13 protein-coding genes are annotated in these 16,651 nt (G+C 58.5%); 4 read left to right on the top strand and 9 right to left on the bottom strand.

Going from position 1 to position 16,651, the window contains the following annotated elements; genetic code table 11:
• The first annotated feature begins 32 nt into the window (after positions 1 to 32).
• On the top strand, positions 33 to 1,685 hold the full coding sequence (locus C0039_RS08475; RefSeq protein ID WP_075999874.1) for a mechanosensitive ion channel family protein: 1,653 nt from the start codon (positions 33 to 35) through the stop codon (positions 1,683 to 1,685).
• Positions 1,682 to 3,442 (top strand): ABC transporter transmembrane domain-containing protein, encoded by a 1,761-nt coding sequence (locus C0039_RS08470; RefSeq protein WP_101517838.1) that lies wholly within the window; start codon positions 1,682 to 1,684, stop codon positions 3,440 to 3,442. The genes C0039_RS08475 and C0039_RS08470 overlap by 4 nt, the downstream gene beginning before the upstream one ends.
• Here the strand turns inward: C0039_RS08470 and C0039_RS08465 are convergent, their stop codons facing one another.
• The 7 genes from C0039_RS08465 to C0039_RS08435 all read right to left on the bottom strand — a co-directional run bounded on the left by C0039_RS08465 (position 3,443) and on the right by C0039_RS08435 (position 12,952).
• Positions 3,443 to 4,567 (bottom strand): hemerythrin domain-containing protein, encoded by a 1,125-nt coding sequence (locus C0039_RS08465; protein WP_243391582.1) that lies wholly within the window; start codon positions 4,565 to 4,567, stop codon positions 3,443 to 3,445. It abuts the gene before it with no gap.
• Positions 4,568 to 4,753: 186 nt separating this feature from the next.
• A complete protein-coding gene (locus tag C0039_RS08460; RefSeq protein WP_075999872.1) occupies positions 4,754 to 6,106 on the bottom strand; it encodes an NAD(P)(+) transhydrogenase (Re/Si-specific) subunit beta in 1,353 nt (450 codons plus the stop codon).
• 6 nt (positions 6,107 to 6,112) lie between these two features.
• Positions 6,113 to 6,400, bottom strand: coding sequence for an NAD(P) transhydrogenase subunit alpha part 2 (locus C0039_RS08455; protein WP_075999871.1), 288 nt, complete (start codon positions 6,398 to 6,400; stop codon positions 6,113 to 6,115).
• 2 nt (positions 6,401 to 6,402) lie between these two features.
• A complete protein-coding gene (locus C0039_RS08450; protein WP_101517837.1) occupies positions 6,403 to 7,545 on the bottom strand; it encodes a Re/Si-specific NAD(P)(+) transhydrogenase subunit alpha in 1,143 nt (380 codons plus the stop codon).
• 288 nt (positions 7,546 to 7,833) lie between these two features.
• Positions 7,834 to 10,173: an ATP-dependent DNA helicase gene (locus C0039_RS08445; protein ID WP_133125966.1), complete on the bottom strand. Its 2,340-nt coding sequence runs from the start codon at positions 10,171 to 10,173 to the stop codon at positions 7,834 to 7,836.
• Positions 10,121 to 11,779 carry a VRR-NUC domain-containing protein gene (locus C0039_RS08440; RefSeq protein WP_133125965.1) on the bottom strand — a complete coding sequence of 553 codons (1,659 nt, stop codon included), beginning with the start codon at positions 11,777 to 11,779 and terminating at the stop codon, positions 10,121 to 10,123. Before C0039_RS08440 ends, C0039_RS08445 begins: the two co-directional genes overlap by 53 nt.
• A 3-nt stretch (positions 11,780 to 11,782) precedes the next feature.
• Entirely contained in the window at positions 11,783 to 12,952 is a 1,170-nt protein-coding gene (locus C0039_RS08435; RefSeq protein ID WP_076002211.1) for a PQQ-dependent sugar dehydrogenase, read from the bottom strand.
• Positions 12,953 to 13,115: 163 nt separating this feature from the next.
• Between C0039_RS08435 and nhaC the strand changes: the two genes are divergently transcribed.
• The gene (nhaC, locus tag C0039_RS08430) at positions 13,116 to 14,588 is read left to right on the top strand and encodes a Na+/H+ antiporter NhaC (protein ID WP_232334924.1); all 1,473 of its coding nucleotides are present in this window, start codon (positions 13,116 to 13,118) and stop codon (positions 14,586 to 14,588) included.
• On the top strand, positions 14,585 to 15,055 hold the full coding sequence (locus C0039_RS08425) for an acyl-CoA thioesterase (protein WP_084179477.1): 471 nt from the start codon (positions 14,585 to 14,587) through the stop codon (positions 15,053 to 15,055). The genes nhaC and C0039_RS08425 overlap by 4 nt, the downstream gene beginning before the upstream one ends.
• Here the strand turns inward: C0039_RS08425 and epmA are convergent.
• Positions 15,052 to 16,005 (bottom strand): EF-P lysine aminoacylase EpmA, encoded by a 954-nt coding sequence (gene epmA, locus C0039_RS08420; protein WP_076002209.1) that lies wholly within the window; start codon positions 16,003 to 16,005, stop codon positions 15,052 to 15,054. The two genes, C0039_RS08425 and epmA, sit on opposite strands and share 4 nt — an antisense overlap.
• 6 nt (positions 16,006 to 16,011) lie before the next feature.
• Positions 16,012 to 16,584, bottom strand: coding sequence for an elongation factor P (gene efp / locus C0039_RS08415; RefSeq protein WP_075999868.1), 573 nt, complete (start codon positions 16,582 to 16,584; stop codon positions 16,012 to 16,014).
• Positions 16,585 to 16,651: the final 67 nt, after the last annotated feature.

Genomic DNA, 16,651 nt, shown 5'->3' with positions numbered 1-16,651 from the left:
TGGGCAGCCTGACAGACAGGATATGAACTCCAATGTTGCGCGCACTGATAATACTCTCTCTTCTGCTGCCATGGATGGCAGTTTCTGTTGCCAGGGCTCAACCCTCGCCGGAACAGCCTGACCTTTCGGCACGGGACCTGATAGAGGCTGAAAAGCAAACAGCGCAACTGGTCGAGCAGAGGGAATCTACAGACCCAAATGCGATGCGGGATCAGGCGACGCCATTGACAGCAATGCTGGGACTGCGCACAGCCATGCGCTCGCAGGACCACGAGTCCCTGGGCAACTTCCTCGACCGACGCTATATCGATGACGAAATCGCAGAGTATTCCGATGAAGAACTGCTGAAAGCGTTAGCTTACGTATTCGGCCGCCAGAATATCATCGAGCTCACCACCCTTAGCGACGACCCCGAGGGCCGCCTTGATGACGGACTGCCCAATTACCGTGACCAGATCGGTGCTGTGCAGCTGACCAGCGAGACAATCCCGATCTATCTACAGCGGGTGCCCGACGGCAAGGGCGGCAGGGTGTGGAAACTGTCCAATGCCACCGTTGCCAGAATCCCCGACATGTGGGAAGAGTTGGGTTACAGCGATACGGCAGTCAAGTTGAGCAGGTGGTTGCCCGAGTTCCGCTTCATGGGCATGGAAAACTGGCAGGTAGCAGGCCTGGTTCTGTTCTTCCTGCTGGCATGGCCCGTGGCCAGCATTATCACTTACCTGTTAATGCGACTGGCTCTGCTAATCCCCAATCGCTTCCCGCTGGGCATCCAGCACTTCTTCCGTCGACCGATGCGATTTTTCGTGTTTATTGTTATCGCACGCCTGTTAATCGATCACCTGGGACTGTCGATGACGGCGAGCATACTGCTGGAGTCTTCCGGTATCGATTATGTCGCGTTCACCGTATTGTTCATGGGCGTACTGTCACTGCTGCGTGATTACCAGATACGTAAAATGCAGCACGCCGGCAATACACACTACGTTGCGCTACTGAAACCATTCACCACTATCTTAAAGATACTGGTGATCACCATCATCGCCCTCTACTGGGCGAAACAGGCCGGCTACGACATGTCGACCATACTCGCCGGGCTGGGTGTGGGCTCACTGGCGGTAGCGCTGGCCGCACAAAAGACCCTGGAGAATGTAATCGGCGCCATCACCCTGTATACAGCCCGGCCGGTCAGTGCCGGCGATCTATGCCGCTTCGGTGACGTCACCGGTATCGTCGAGGAGATTGGCCTACGCTCGACAATTATCCGCACGCTGGACCGATCAATGGTGGTAATCCCCAATTCGGTGTTCTCCTCTGTCGAGATCGAAAACTACTCTGAGCGAGACCGGATTCGCTTTTACAGACGCTACCGTATCCAGGTTCCCAGTGCCGATCAGATGCGTTCGATTCTTGAGGATGTTCGCGCGTTGCTACTGGGTCATGAACAGGTAATGGAGGACACGGTAAGCGTGCGCTTTGAGGACATCATTGACGCAAACGCCATACTTCGTGTTGACGCAGGCGTGGCCACCACCAACTTCCAGGATTTCCTGGCCGTAGCCGAGGACCTTAACCTGGGCATGCTGGATATTGTTGACCGGGCCGGTGCGAGATTTACCGGGCCCGCACAATTGCACCAGGAGCCGATGCCGCCAGCCGCTGAGGGTAAAGGCAAGGCAGAATGAGTAGATCCCGGGGAGCCGTCAGTTCCCTGCTACCGGTACTCCGCTACCTCCTGCCGCACAAGGCCCGACTGGCCGCCGCCAGCGTCGCACTACTGTTCACCGCGGGCGCGACACTATCTCTGGGTTGGGGTTTGCAGGTACTGATAGACGAGGGCTTTGGCGGCGGCACGGCTGCTGACCTGCGCGCGGCCATTGGTCTTTTGCTGGCTATTGCCGCAGCAATGGCGGTTGGCACCTTCCTGCGCTTTTACCTGGTTTCCTGGCTGGGGGAACGGGTCAGCGCTGACATCCGCAAGGCCGTCTTTGACAACATTGTGCGCTTGCATCCCGGTTATTTTGAAAGCAATCGTTCCGGCGAGATCATGTCCCGCCTGACTACCGACACCACATTGCTGCAGACTATTATCGGCTCCTCGTTCAGCATGGCCCTGCGCAGCAGCCTGACGCTGGTCGGCGCACTGGTGATGATGCTGGTCACCAACCTGAAGCTGAGCCTGATCATCGCCATAGGCGTACCCCTGGTGCTGCTACCGATTCTCGTATTTGGCAGACGTGTGCGCAAATTGTCCAACGAAAGCCAGGATAGCATTGCCAGCGTCGGCAGTTATGCGGGGGAGATCATTCAGCACATCCGCGTAGTGCAGAGCTACACACGTGAGCAGTATGAGAGCGAGGCCTTCGCCACCGAAGTAGAAAGGGCATTCGGTATTGCGCGCCGACGCATTCGCCAGCGCGCACTGCTTATCTGCACCGCGATTCTGCTGTTATTCGTAGGCATGTCGGGCATGCTCTGGGAAGGAGGCCAGGATGTTATCAGCGGGCGCATGAGCGGTGGCGAGCTCGGCGCATTCGTATTCTACGCAATCATGGTCGGGTCAGGGGTCGCTACCATCTCAGAGGTTTGGGGGGAATTGCAACGGGCAGCGGGGGCGGCAGAACGGCTGGTAGAATTAATCGAGACTCCCAGCCTCATACAGGATCCGGGCCAAACTGCAGGAGGGCCCCCGAGCAGCCAACCCTCGCTTAACCTGGAAAAGGTATCTTTTTGCTATCCCACACGGCCCGCGACTGCCGCACTGGCGGACTTCAGCCTGCCGATTGAGCCGGGGCGCAGCCTCGCACTGGTTGGCCCGTCTGGAGCCGGAAAATCCACCGTTTTTGAACTCCTGCAGCGTTTTTATGACCCACAGCAGGGGCGGATTACCCTGGATGGTCGTGATATTCGAACACTGGGATTACAGCAATTGCGCGAACATATCGCCCTGGTACCACAACAGCCAGCCCTGTTCACCGGCGATGTGCGTTATAACATCGCCTACGGTCGCCCCGGAGCCAGCGAAAGCGAGATAATTGCCGCCGCGAAAACCGCCCATGCACACGAGTTCATCAGTGAGCTACCCGATGGCTATGCCAGCCATCTCGGAGAGCAGGGTGTCAGGCTTTCAGGCGGGCAAAAACAGCGAATTGCCCTGGCCAGGGCCATTCTCAACGACCCTGACATTCTGCTGCTGGACGAAGCGACCAGCGCACTGGACACTGAAAGTGAATACCACGTGCAAAAAGCACTGGAGGAGCTGATGCAGGGCCGCACAACCGTCATCATTGCGCACCGGCTGTCGACAATCCTGCACGCAGACAAAATTGCGGTAATGGATGGGGGTGAGCTGGTGGCCACCGGAAGCCATGAAGAGCTACTGGTTAGCAGCCCGCTCTACGCCAGACTGGCAAAACTGCAGTTTCGCGACATCGAAAGCTGACTAGTCCCGGCTGAACAGGCCTATCCGGCCCTTGCGCTCTTCGTTCACCTGCTCGAGGTCGTCGAACACCTCCCGTGAGATCTTCGCCACATCCCCCAGCAGCTTGTAGCCCACCTTGAGGTTATTCAACGAACAACGCAACGGTGCGCTTACCGGTGACTCCCGGAACAACTCTTTTGATTCAGTTAGCGCCTTTTCCCAGTGCTCCTGCGCGGCGGAACGCGCCGAGTCGTAGGCCAGTGAAAGCACCTCAATAGACTCCATCAACGCTTCAATGCCAACCCATTCCACAACCGCGCCATGCTCTACCCCACGGCGCACACTGCGCCGCAACCGCCTGGCCATACTGCGAAATTCCCGTTGCACACGTGGACCAAACACGGGAAGCGAAATGGCACGCAGTTCATCATCTTCGGCAAGCTCACGCCAGTCCTCCAGAGTGAGTACAGATTCGATATGAGGGAATACGACTTTTTCCTCAATATTCATGTGCTCGTAGGTATGGCTGATATACTCCCTGCCGCGTTTGACGATCGTTGAACCGCTTACGTCGCCCTCTCTCCAGGATTCAATGTCCTTGAGCAGTTTCCTGCCCCGCTCCGCAGTCTGGTCGTGATCCCGCTGCAGCGTATCCACTTCGTCCGCCGTTTTTTCATCCAACTCTGCGACACGGCTATAAATAAGGTCCTCTCGGGGATGATGGTAGCGGTCTGGCCAGGTCGCCATGTACTCCATGATCTCGAACACCACGTGCGGGTCGACGGAGTCCCCTGCTTCAATGGCCTGCAATTGCTCGGAAAACAGCTGCATCACGGTGGCAATGTGGCGATGCTCAGCACGCAGCGTCTTCATCATTGGCTGCTCAGGCGTTTTTTTATCTACCCCGCCCTGCTGTTTCCGGGACTGTCGACCGGAGGCTGCGCCAGGTGACTTTGCCGGAACTTCCCTGGCTGCAGTCTTGCGATTTGAAACCTTTGCGGCAGTCGTTCTTCGCCTGGCCGTAGCCGCCTTCTTCACAGCTGCCTTTTTGGCGGGCACTTTCTTCCTGGCCGGCGCCGTTTTACGCGCGGCAGGTTTCTTCTTTGTCGCGGTCTTTTTTTGCGTGTCGCTTGCAGAAGCTGCCATGCGATGTCTCCCAAGTTATCTTCTTCTCAGAATAGGCTCCCAGCCTAAGCTGTCCAGTCCTGCAGATCATTGATCTTCCTCAGGACTTGCAAAAATTCTCCCGTGGCGCAACTGTGTGCACCAGAGGCGCCCCGCACAACGAAAAACGCCGGCACAGGGCCGGCGTTGAAAGGTCTTTGTAGACCCTTAGTTGAATTCGCGTATCAGTCCGCCAATGGACTCCTTGGCATCGCCAAACAACATACGCGTGTTCTCTTTATAGAACAGTGGGTTCTCAATCCCGGCGAAGCCGGATGCCATGGAACGCTTGAGTACGAATACGGTACGCGCCTGGTCCACGTTAATTACTGGCATGCCGTATATCGGGCTCCCCTCGTTCTCGCGCGCTGCTGGGTTAACCACATCGTTGGCGCCGATCACAATGGCGACATCCACTGTTTCCATACGCGGGTTGATGTCGTCCATTTCCAGCAGCTGGTCATAGGGCACATCGGCTTCCGCCAACAACACGTTCATGTGACCAGGCATGCGACCCGCCACCGGGTGAATGCCGAAATTGACCTCACAGCCGTTTTCTTCCAGCAGCTCCATCAATTCCTTGACCACGTGCTGGGCCTGGGCCACAGCCATACCGTACCCGGGAACGACGGCAACGCTGGAAGCCGCTTCCAGAACGTAATAGGCGTCCTCTACGGAAATAGGCTTGATCTCACCTTCTACTTCGGTGGTCTCGACCACACCACTGCCGAAGCCGGAGAACAGTACGTTACTCAAAGAGCGGTTCATCGCCTTGCACATGATCTGGGTAAGGATGATGCCCGAGGCACCCACCAGGGAACCGGCAACAATGAGAATATTGTTGTCCACGGCGAAACCAGCGGCACAAGCGGCCAGGCCAGAATAGGAGTTCAGCAGTGAAATCACCACCGGCATGTCCGCGCCACCGATGGGGATCACCACCATAACGCCAAAAGCCAGGGACAGCACAACCACCAGCAACAGCCAGAAACCGGTGTCCGGGTTGGTGGCAAACAGCAGGCCACTGACCACAATGCCGGCGACAATCAGGCCATTCACAACCTGCTGTTTGGCAAACAGGACGGGGGCACTACTGATGCGCTCGCTGAGCTTGCCATAGGCGACCAGTGAACCGGTGAACGTCACGCCACCGATCAGTATGGACAGCACGATGGTTATCAGGGTGAACGTGGCTGCATCTGGCGCAATTGCGGCCATACCGACCAGCAGGGAGGCCATACCGCCAAAGCCGTTGAACAGGGCAACCATCTCCGGCATGGAGGTCATTTCCACCATACGTGCGACCGTTGCACCAATGCCACCACCGATAATGATGCCGATCACAATCCACTGGTAGTCAACGATGCCCTGATCAAGCAGAGCGGCGACAATAGCCAGCAACATACCAAAAGAGGAGATCATGTTGCCGCGACGCGCGGTCGCTGGTGAGCCCAACTGCTTCAGGCCAAGGATAAACAGGGCCGCAGAAACGACGTAGGCGAACTGAATCACAATATCCATAGCGCCTTAGCCCTCCTTCTTCTTGAACATGGCGAGCATACGATCAGTCACCAGGTAACCGCCGACCACGTTAATCGAGGCAAGAACTACAGCGAAGAAGCCGAACCACTGCGCCGCGTCACCGTGGCCAGTGCCGGCCAGGCTGACCGCACCTACCACGGTAATGCCGGAGATCGCGTTGGCGCCTGACATCAGGGGTGTGTGCAAGGTCGCCGGGACCTTGTTGATCAGTTCGAAGCCCAGGAAGATGGACAACATGAGAATAAACGTGAGGAATACGACTGCGGGTACCATGATTATGCCTCCCCTTCCATGATGTTCTTGATAGTCTCGTTGGTCACTTCACCGCCATGGGTGATGATGCAACCGGGGAGAATGTCGTCGTTGAAATCGACCTGAAACAGCTTCTGCTCCTTACACCAGTTGTCTTCAACCAGATTGAACAAGTTCGAGGAGTACATCTGGCTGGCATCCCGGGCGACTTCGCCGGCCCAGTTGCCCGTGCCGATGATAGTCACTCCCGACCACTCAACAATGTCACCCGGACGCGAGCCTTCGACATTGCCGCCCGTCTCGGCCGCCATGTCCACAATCACCGAACCGGGTTGCATGCCCTGGATCATATCCTGGGTAACCAGAACCGGAGGCTTGCGACCAAAAACCTGCGCTGTGGTGATTACCACATCGGACTTGGCGATCACATCTTTCTGGGCCTGGCGCTGCAGCTCTACCTGCTCTGGCGTCAGTTCCTTGGCATATCCGCCGGCGGTCTCACCCGTTTCACCGAGGTCTATCTCGAGAAACTTGCCACCCAGTGATTGTACTTGCTCGGCAACAACCGGGCGTGTATCAAATGCGGTAACCTTGGCGCCGAGACGCTTGGCCGTGGCGATGGCCTGCAAACCCGCCACACCTGCGCCAATGACAAAAACACTCGCGGGCTTCAAGGTTCCAGCAGGCGTCATCATCATCGGGAATATACGTGGCAGGTGCGAAGCAGCCTTCATTACCATCACATAACCCGCCAGGTTAGCCTGGGAGCTCAAGGCGTCCATCTTCTGGCTACGGGTAGTCCGGGGAATCATCTCCATGGAAATGGCCGTGACGCCTGCTTCCTTGAAAGCGGAGATCAGTTCACGCTCATTAAAGGGGTCCAGGTAGCTGATATGGATGCAGCCCCTCTGCATCTGTCCGATTTCCTCAACCGTCGGCTTATTCAAGCGCAACAGCAGGTCGGCACTGGCGAACAGTTCCTTGCGGTCGCTGGATACAGTAGCGCCAGCTTTAACGTACTCCTCATCGGTAAATCCGGCGCCGACACCAAGTCCGGCTTCGATGACAAGATCTGCGCCCATGTGCACCAGTTTCTTGGCCACGTCGGGAGTGATAGGCACCCGGTTCTCGCCCGGCTGTGTCTCCCTGGGTATTGCGATACGCATTGCGGTGTAACCCCCGTTGCTGGTTTGTGTTTCTTGTTCTCGCCCTGTGCGGACGCCTTTGGCTGGCCTCTTGTGGGCCATAACCTTACCGCCCTCTTTGGGCCGGCCGGACACTCTAGCACAGTGCCTACAGCGCAGGAATTATGACTGTTATTCACGCGCTGAATGGATTGAGCAAATTCATTTCGGCGCCAACTCTAGCCGATTAATCTGCAGATCCGCTAATGTACGGACTCAAGCCGCGCAAACAAGTGCGACAGAGCCCAATAATATAGACCAGATCGATCGCTACGGAAGTGGATCGACGGCGCGCTGGTAAGTCCACCAGGGGGGCAGTAACTGGCGATAGCTGTCATTGTCATAGCGAATATCGATCAGTAAGGCCTGACCGCAGTCTGCATCGGTGCGCACGACCCGGCCCAGCGCCTGGTCCACCTTCTGCAGCGCAGGGTAAAGGTAGGCATACTCAAATCCAGAGCCGTATCTCAGCTGGTACCACTGGCGCAGCAGCTCCCTTTCCTGGCCTACCTGGGGCATACCCACTCCCACAATGACAACGCCAGTGAGCAGGTCGCCCGGCAAGTCTATGCCCTCGGAGAACAAACCGCCGAGAATACAGAATGCGGCCACATTGTCGGCCCGGTGCAAGGATTCGAATAAACCATTGCGCGCCACCTCGTCCATTTCCGGGTATTGCTCCCAGAGCTGGCGCCCCTGCAATCCCCCGGCCGCGTGCAGGACTTCCAGCACCCGGTGAAGATAACGATAAGATGGGAAGTATACGATGCAGTTTCCGGTAGTCTGCCGGAGAAACTGACCAATTCTAGCCGCCAGCAGATCCAGGCTGGCCTCCCGCTGGCGGTAACGGGTATCAACACGCGTCTCCAGTTCCACCTGCAGCTGCCCGGGAGAAAAAGGGGAATTCAGACGCCGGCAAACGGCATCCTCCTGCAGACCCATCAGCTGACGCATCCAGTCGCGCGGTGAGAGTGTCGCCGAGAAAGCCACCGTGGCATGAGCCCTGCTATGGCACAGCGCCAGCAGTCGCGACGGATCCAGGCAATTCAGATGCAGGATCAGCCCTTGCCTGCCCTCGCCGGGGTCCAGTTCCAGTCGGTACTCATCGCCCCAGCGTTCCGCGACCCGCAGCCACTGCAACAGGGAGAAGAAGAAGTCCATCAGCAGCGGGTTGGCAGGGGGGAAGCGCACGTCCTCTCCCATGCGTTGCACCACCGCCGCGACCACGTCAGCCATGGCATTCACCAACGGGGACGGCAGGTCTTCGAGGATGGCGTACTGCGCAGTCTCAGTGCAGCGTTCGCTCTGCAGCGCCAGTATCGCCCGGTTGAGTCGCTCCAATGCCTTTTTTATTGGTCCGGAGGCATGTTTCTTCACCCGCATCAATGCCGACTTGGACAGTTTGGCGCTATACATGCTACGCGCGCGCTCAGGCAGATTGTGCGCCTCGTCCACTAATACGCTCCAGCGCCGGTGCTCTTCCATCTTCCTGCCGACCAGGGGCTGCAAGCTGTAAACGTAATGGGCGTCGGCAATCACGATATCCACCCAGGGCAGGAGGTCGGTAGCCAGTTGATGAGGGCATACGCGGTGACGCCTGCCGATGTCCTGCAGTGTTTCACGCTGCAGCAGGCCCGCCTGCACCGCCTCGGCCATCGCGCCTTGCAGCCGGTCGTAGTAGCCGCTGGCATAGAGACAATCATCTCCATGGCAGGCACTGCCCGGCGACAGGCAGACCGAGGCCCTGGCAGACAGGCTGAGGCTGCATGCCCTCAAGCCTGCTTCCGCCATCATCGCCAGGCTGCTTTCCGCTGTGCGCCTGCCCACCGTTCTGGAGGTTACAAATACCAGCGCCTCGTGCTTGTCGCGCTCCATCGCTTTCAGTGACGGGAACAGCACCGCCGAAGTTTTGCCGATGCCCGTCGGGGCCTCAATCATCAGTTGCCCCCCCTGATCCACACATTTGTAGACCAGTTCGGCAATATCCCGCTGCCCGCTGCGAAACTCACCGTGGGGAAAAGGCAGGGAACGCAAACTTGCCTGACGGCGCTCTCGCAGTCGCTGCAGCAGTTCCAGCCATTGCGAAAACCGCGCCAGCGTCTCCAGCAGAAAAGTTCTCAGCTCCTCGCGCTGGTAATGCTGGGAAAGAGGGTGTTCCTGGTCCTGATCAATATCCAGCCAGGTCAGGCGCACTTCCAGCGATGCCAGACCCTCATTTTCAGCGATAATGGCGGCATAGACTTGCGCCTGCGCCAGGTGAAGACGGCTCACTGCCGGAGGAATACGCGCCGGATCCCCACGACAGGTTTTGATTTCTTCTACCAGGCCCAGAGTCGCGTCGTAACCATCCGCCCGCCCGCGCAATAGCAAGCTACACTCGCCCTGTTGGTGTCGGTACCGTACCGGATACTCCCGGTGGTAGCTGTCGGCGCGGCGACGGTAGACCCGCGCATGCCCATCCATCCCCTGCTCAGCAGTAGGGGACGGCGTATAGCGGTGATCAATGTCCTCGCTACGATGGCAGAACGCCACCAGATCGCGAACACTAACGGTAAATTCAGTCATCGGACCACTGTACATGCGCGACAGCAGCAGGAATCCCCTGCTCACGAAAAAATCGAAGCCAACGCTTCTGGCTATCCTGTAGCGTATCCCCGGGGCCTTTGACTTCTATCATCTGGTAGTCGCCTGGGCGGGAACCAAGCGCCAGCAAATCCGGAAAACCACGGCGGTTCTCCCGGGGATCAAAGAGGATTCTCTGCCAGATGGCTAGCAAATGTTCACGCGGAATCACGGCTGCGGCATTGGTCACCAGCTCTTCAGAGATGACGCGCCAGTTCACCCAGCGGCACTGGAATCCCTGGTAGCTGCGCCAACGATTGGGTAATTCAACATCCAGCGACAGAGTCGAGAGCTCGGCCAGTCGCGAGTCGAGCAGCTCCCGTCGATTGGCAGCAAAGTCCTGCTCGTACATATCGGCAGGCACACTCTGATAGGGATTGTTGAATGCGCCGGGAACCGGGGCAAAGATCTGCTCCCAGAACGCCAGTCCGAACAGCGCAGTCATCAACTGGTTTTCGACGTAGCGTACCTGCTGCCAATCGCCAGACAGTTTCTGCGCTACCTGCCGTTCCACTCGCACGTCACTGTGTGGCAAAGACAACACGAATTGATCGAATTGGTCGCGACGCCGGGACGTGCTGCCACCATACAACTTCCTGCGCACGCGCGGCAGAATGCGCCGCGACGCATCCCTCTCATCCTCACACCAGGGCTGCGCTTCGATGGTCTCGCAAAGTTGCTCCGCTTGCGAGTGAGCACCCACTTTCTCAAACAGCCGGGCACTGCGTTCGCGTGCCGGATGCCTTTGACTGAGACTGTACAGGGTCAATGCGAGCTGGCTTTCCCCCATGCGCTCCAGTTGTCGGGCAACACGATTGTAGAGACGGTCCCAGCGGTGCTGTACCGCAGGGTCGCGAATTGCTGTGCAAGACATGGCGACCGCCAACTCACGGATACCTTTTTCGTCGCCCTGCTCCAGCAGGACGTGCCACTGATCCTCGCAGGCGGCGCAGTCGAGATAGGCCTCCAGCGTTTCACGCCGGGGAAACAGGCGCTGGCCCCGGTCCAGCGCGTAGGGATAGTAGCGCGCCACCCCGAGGTCGCTGAGCACAAAGTCGGTCAGCCCCTGACGGCGATTACCAAAGAACAGCAATTGCAGCAGGTTGACCACGTCTGTTTTTGCCGGCGCAATCACACGAGCACAATCTGCGGCTATGAGCGTGTCCAGAGCGCCCGTCTCGCTACTCTCGACCTGGCTAATCTGCTGCAGCAGGCTGGCTTTGTCGGCGGCCCGAGTCGCGTATAAAGTGGACAGCTCGGCGACGCTGCAAAGCCCCCCCAGGTCTTCGACAGACAGCCCTGCTGCCTGCTCGGCGAGACCGGCTTGCAGCAAATCGTCCACCGCCGGGGTAATGGCGCCCAGCTCCGGGTAATGCAGTCGCAGCTCCCTGAACCAGGGGCCCACACGCGAGATCAGTCGCACATAAAGGCACTGCGCATCAAAACCCAGTCGCCTGTATGCCTCGAGGAAGCCCGTCTCCTCAGGGAGCAGCAGGTCCCCATACTGACCTTCGACGGTGTCCAGCAACTTGTGGAAGTTTTCCCGATAGTAAAACGGGGGTAGTTCCGCAGGTGGCCGGTGGGGTGATGGCAAGGTTTAGCGCGGCTCGAGTCGAATCAGGCGCGACCGGTCAGCCAGGGCATAGACCAGACCGTCGGGGCCCACCTGAATGTCGCGTACCCGCATACCCAGGTTCCCCAGCAGGCGAGTTTCCTTTCCAGGTTTGCCGCTGGCGTCAAGCTCCAGGCGGTTGATTCTCGCGAGGCGCAGGCCGGAGACCAGCAGTGACGCGTTCCAGCCAGGATAGGTATTCAGGTCATAGAAGGCGATACCGCCCGTTCCCAGGGAGGGTACGTAGTAGATAAGCGGCTGCTCCATGCCGTCCTTGTGGACGCCCTCACCAATTGCCCCACCCCCGTACTCTTCACCATAGGTGATTACGGGCCAGCCATAGTTGGCGCCTGGCTTTATGATATTTATCTCGTCTCCGCCCTGGGGACCGTGCTCGGTGACCCAGATTTCTCGCGTCCCCGGGCGGCGGGCCATACCCTGGGGATTGCGATGGCCGTAGCTATAAATTTCAGGCAGGGCGTCGTCGCGACCCACGAATGGGTTGTCATCAGGAATGCGCCCATCCTCAGTGAGCCGCAGTACCTTGCCGTTATGCGTCAGTAGTGACTGGGCCTTTTCACGATTGCCGCGGTCACCAACGGTGATATAGAGCAGTCCCCGGTCCAAAAGCAGGCGCGATCCGAAATGCCGCCGCTCGGCATAGGCAGGTCGCGCTGTAAACAGGACCTCGAAGTCTTCCAACGCAGTACCCCGCAGACGTGCGCGACTTACCCGAGTCGTGAAACCACCCTCTACCGCAACAGCGTAACTTAGATACACCCAATGATTGCGCTCAAAGTCGGGATGAACCAGAACATCCATCAATCCCCCCTGCCCCTCGTCGGCAACTGCTGGCACACCACTCACATCCGTGGTGCGCCAGGTTTCCGGCGTGACGACTTTCAGGGTGCCGGGCTTTTCTGTCAGCAGCAGCCGACCATCGGGGAGGAAGTCCATTCCCCAGGGCTCCTGCAACCACTCCAACAGCGTGCGCACACGAATCCCGGTCTCTTCGCCCGGCCCGGTTGCGCTGGCCGCATTCTCCAGAAGAGGCTCAACACGCGCAGGACCCGGGCCCGGCTGGGCGCAGGCAACAACTGATAAAAGAATAAATACTGCCACTGACAATGCGGGGAGTAGGGAATGAGGGCGCATGTGACTGTTCCAGGAAAAACTGAATAGGACGGTGCCTATATTACGCGATACGGTTTTCGCTGTCAGACCCAGGCCGGTCGCAGGCTGTACCGTATGCACAAATTCAGGCATCCTGATTGGCTTGGGGATGCACAAAGGCAACCCGGGTGAACGGCGATTAGACGTGAGAAAAGAAAAACTCCCAATCACTGCGGTGCAGGCGCTGACCCCGATCGCCTTTCTCGTCACCCTCCTTGGCTGCTCCGTTTACCTGTTTGGCGCAGACTCCTCTTACGGTGCCAACCAGATCGCCCTGCTTCTGGCCACCTGTGTCGCGGCCCTGGTGTCACGCAGCCGCGGAGTCAGTTGGCGAGAGGCGCAGGAGGGCATTGTCAACGGTATCAGCATGGGGTTGAGCCCGACCCTGATCCTGCTCAGTGTGGGCATGCTTATCGGCACATGGATCCTCTGCGGCACGGTGCCGGCAATGATCTATTACGGTGTGCAGATTCTCGACCCCGATATCTTCTACGCAGCCAGCGCTGCAATCTGCGCCATCGTCGCTATCAGCATCGGCAGTTCGTGGACGGTAGCCGGCACCCTTGGCATCGGCCTGATGGGTATCGCCGGCAGCTTTGACCTGTCGCCTGCGATAACGGCCGGGGCGATTATCTCGGGGGCCTATTTTGGCGACAAACTCTCGCCGATGTCCGACACCACCAACCTCGCCGCTGCCGCCACCGGCGTGGACCTGTTCGATCATATTCGTCATATGCTGTGGACAACCCTGCCAAGCTTTGTACTGGCACTGGCCATTTTTGCCGTACTCGGCTCTTCCGAGGGCGCGACCCCCCGGGAGATTGCCAACCTGCAGGCTGCGCTCGCCGCCGAGTTCACCATTGGTCTGCACCTGCTGCTGCCGCTAGTGCTGATGTTACTACTGGTATTCAAGCGTTTTCCCGCCTTTCCCGCGATCGTTGTCAGCGCGCTGACAGGCGCCGTATTCGCAGTGCTGTTCCAGCCAGACCAGGTCGCCGGACTCGCCGGCAGTAGCCCGGATCTCAGCTATATGTTCGTGCAATTAAAGGGAATCTGGATCGCACTCTTTGACGGCTTCACTTCAAATAGCGGAAACGAATTCCTGGACGCATTACTGAGCAAGGGTGGTATGTCGTCGATGCTCAATACGGTGTGGTTGATTATCTGCGCGCTGGGATTTGGAGGAGTACTGGAGCGCACAGGTATTCTTGGCTATCTGCTGGGGCTGGCCCTGCGCAGCGTGAAGAGCGTTGGCTCACTTATCACCACCACCGTGTTTACCTGCATTGGCACCAATATCCTAGCGGCAGACCAGTTCATTGCCGTGGCGCTGCCCGGGCGTATGTATCGCAACGCCTATCGAGAGCGTGGACTGTCTGCTCTCAACCTGTCGCGAACGCTGGAGGACTCCGCTACGCTAACCTCGGCGTTGATTCCATGGAACACCTGTGGAGCGTACATGTCGGCCACCCTTGGCGTCGCCACGATCAGCTATGCCCCCTACGCCTTTTTCAACCTGTTCTGCCCGGTCATTGCCATCATCTACGGCTACCTGCAGTTCGCGCTCAAACCCATCTCTTTTGACCCGGCGGAAGCCGCCGAGGCCGCCAGCCCATGAGCCCTCGAATGCCGGACTGGGATTACCTTCAACCTTTTACCCTGGACAGCATCGTCCAGGCTGACGATATCGACGGACTCAATCACACCAACAACGCCGTATACGTTAAATGGTGTGAGCAAGTGGCGTGGGCCCACTCGGTATCGCTTGGCCTTGACCTTGAAGCATACCGGCGGCTGGACAGGGCCATGGCGATCACCCACAGCGAATATCACTACCTGCAGGCATCCCGTGAGGGCGACAAAGTCGTAATCGCTACCTGGATAGTCAACTGGGACCGTCGTCTCACCATGCAGCGCCGCTTCCAGATCGTCCGCGTTGATGACGGCGTCACCCTGCTGCGCGGTGGCATGCGCTTTGCCTGTATCGAGATGTCCAGCGGCAGACCCAGGCGATTGCCCGCGGAATTTATCGCGGGCTATGGTCCGGCGGTGTGCGACGTGGACGACAATGCCATCATCCGCTAACTGCGCGACCAATCGAATGCCAGGGTCTGGCGAATATCCTCGCAACCCGCGCCAAGCATCAACAAGCGGTCCAGACCCAGGGCAACCCCGGCACAGTCTGGCATTCCCGCTGCCAGTGCCGCCAACAAATGCTCGTCCAGGGGTTGTTCGTTCTGGCCAGCGACGCATCGCCGCTGATTATCGGCGACGAATCGGCGGCGCTGTTCGACAGCGTCACCCAGCTCCCAATAGCCGTTGGCCAACTCCAGGCCGTTGACGTAGAGCTCGAAACGATGACCCACCGACATGCCATCGACCTCGCTGACGCGGGCCAGAGCGGCCTGGCTTTCAGGATAGTCATAAACGAAGCACAGGCCGCGCCCTATCAGTCGCGGCTCGATAAGATGGCTCATAAGCAGGTCAAGCCAGAGGTCACGATCGCCACTGAGGCCACCGACATCCAGTTCCGCGCGCGCTACTGACTGCAGCGTGTCCAGCTCCGCGGTGAGAGGATCCACCCCCAGCTCCTGCTGAAACAATGCGCGATAGGCATGGTATTCCACCGGCTGAGTACCCAGGTATGAGAGCACCAGGTCCGCCACCTCCCGCATTAACTGGTGGTGATCAAAACCCGGCCGGTACCACTCCAGCAGCGTAAATTCGGGGTTGTGGCGCGGCCCTGCTTCGCCATCACGAAAGGCCTTTGCGACCTGGTAGATAGGTCCGCTGCCAGCAGCAAGCAGCCTTTTCATCGCGTATTCGGGAGAGGTCTGCAGGAAACGGGTGCCGGTGATGGATTGCCCACACTGTACCCTTAGGGGCTCGATCGAAGGATCGGTTATCCCGCTGCTGCACAGCAGCGACGTCTCCACCTCGAGAACGCCGCGGCCACAGAAGAAATCGCGAACATGCGCCAACAGGGCAGCTCGCTGGCGCAGCCTATCCAGGGTTGCCGCGGGCTGCCAACCCATCAACAATCAGGACTTGCTGGCACGACCCTGGTATTCGCCCGTACGGGTATCAACGCGTATGACCTCGCCCTCACTGAGGAACAGGGGAACCTTGACTACTGCACCGGTGCTGAGGGTAGCCGGCTTGCTGCCGCCCTGTGCTGTATCTCCCTTGAGGCCAGGATCCGTCTCGGTGATCTCCAACTCGACAAAGTTGGGCGGCGCTACCGAAAGGGGGGTGCCGTTGTACAGGGTTACTTCGCACTTTTCCTGCTCTTTGAACCACAGGTGCGCATCGCCCACGGCCTTGGCATCGGCCTGGTACTGCTCGAAGGTGTCTGGCTCCATGAAGTACCAGAACTCACCGTCGTTGTAGAGATACTCCATGGTCCGGTCCATTACATCGGCGCCCTCCAGTGTCTCACCGGACTTGAAGGTACGATCCCACACCCTGCCAGTCTTGAGATTGCGCAATCTGACGCGATTGAAAGCCTGGCCTTTGCCGGGCTTCACGAATTCGTTGTCGAGAATGCTGCAGGGGTCACCGTCCAGCATGACCTTGAGGCCGGACTTGAATTCGTTGGTTGAATAGTTCGCCATGGTGTTACCGTTTACCTTGGGCTCAGAAAAGTGGCGACAATGATACCCCAGAGCGCGGGTCTTGGGG

Source organism: Pseudohalioglobus lutimaris (genome assembly GCF_002866825.1).
In the GTDB taxonomy this organism is placed as follows: domain Bacteria; phylum Pseudomonadota; class Gammaproteobacteria; order Pseudomonadales; family Halieaceae; genus Halioglobus; species Halioglobus lutimaris.
The sequence above is the reverse complement of the archived record's forward strand: the minus strand, read 5'-3'. Positions and strand labels throughout refer to the sequence as shown.

What these genes read in the sequence shown, in the direction of transcription:
- C0039_RS08425 (WP_084179477.1), top strand. Translation starts at nt 14,585, where the DNA reads ATGAGCCCTCGAATGCCGGACTGGGATTACCTTCAACCTTTTACCCTG.
- C0039_RS08460 (WP_075999872.1), bottom strand. Translation starts at nt 6,106, where the DNA reads ATGGATATTGTGATTCAGTTCGCCTACGTCGTTTCTGCGGCCCTGTTT.
- epmA (WP_076002209.1), bottom strand. Translation starts at nt 16,005, where the DNA reads ATGGGTTGGCAGCCCGCGGCAACCCTGGATAGGCTGCGCCAGCGAGCT.
- C0039_RS08475 (WP_075999874.1), top strand. Translation starts at nt 33, where the DNA reads ATGTTGCGCGCACTGATAATACTCTCTCTTCTGCTGCCATGGATGGCA.
- C0039_RS08450 (WP_101517837.1), bottom strand. Translation starts at nt 7,545, where the DNA reads ATGCGTATCGCAATACCCAGGGAGACACAGCCGGGCGAGAACCGGGTG.
- C0039_RS08470 (WP_101517838.1), top strand. Translation starts at nt 1,682, where the DNA reads ATGAGTAGATCCCGGGGAGCCGTCAGTTCCCTGCTACCGGTACTCCGC.
- efp (WP_075999868.1), bottom strand. Translation starts at nt 16,584, where the DNA reads ATGGCGAACTATTCAACCAACGAATTCAAGTCCGGCCTCAAGGTCATG.
- C0039_RS08455 (WP_075999871.1), bottom strand. Translation starts at nt 6,400, where the DNA reads ATGGTACCCGCAGTCGTATTCCTCACGTTTATTCTCATGTTGTCCATC.
- C0039_RS08465 (WP_243391582.1), bottom strand. Translation starts at nt 4,567, where the DNA reads ATGGCAGCTTCTGCAAGCGACACGCAAAAAAAGACCGCGACAAAGAAG.
- C0039_RS08435 (WP_076002211.1), bottom strand. Translation starts at nt 12,952, where the DNA reads ATGCGCCCTCATTCCCTACTCCCCGCATTGTCAGTGGCAGTATTTATT.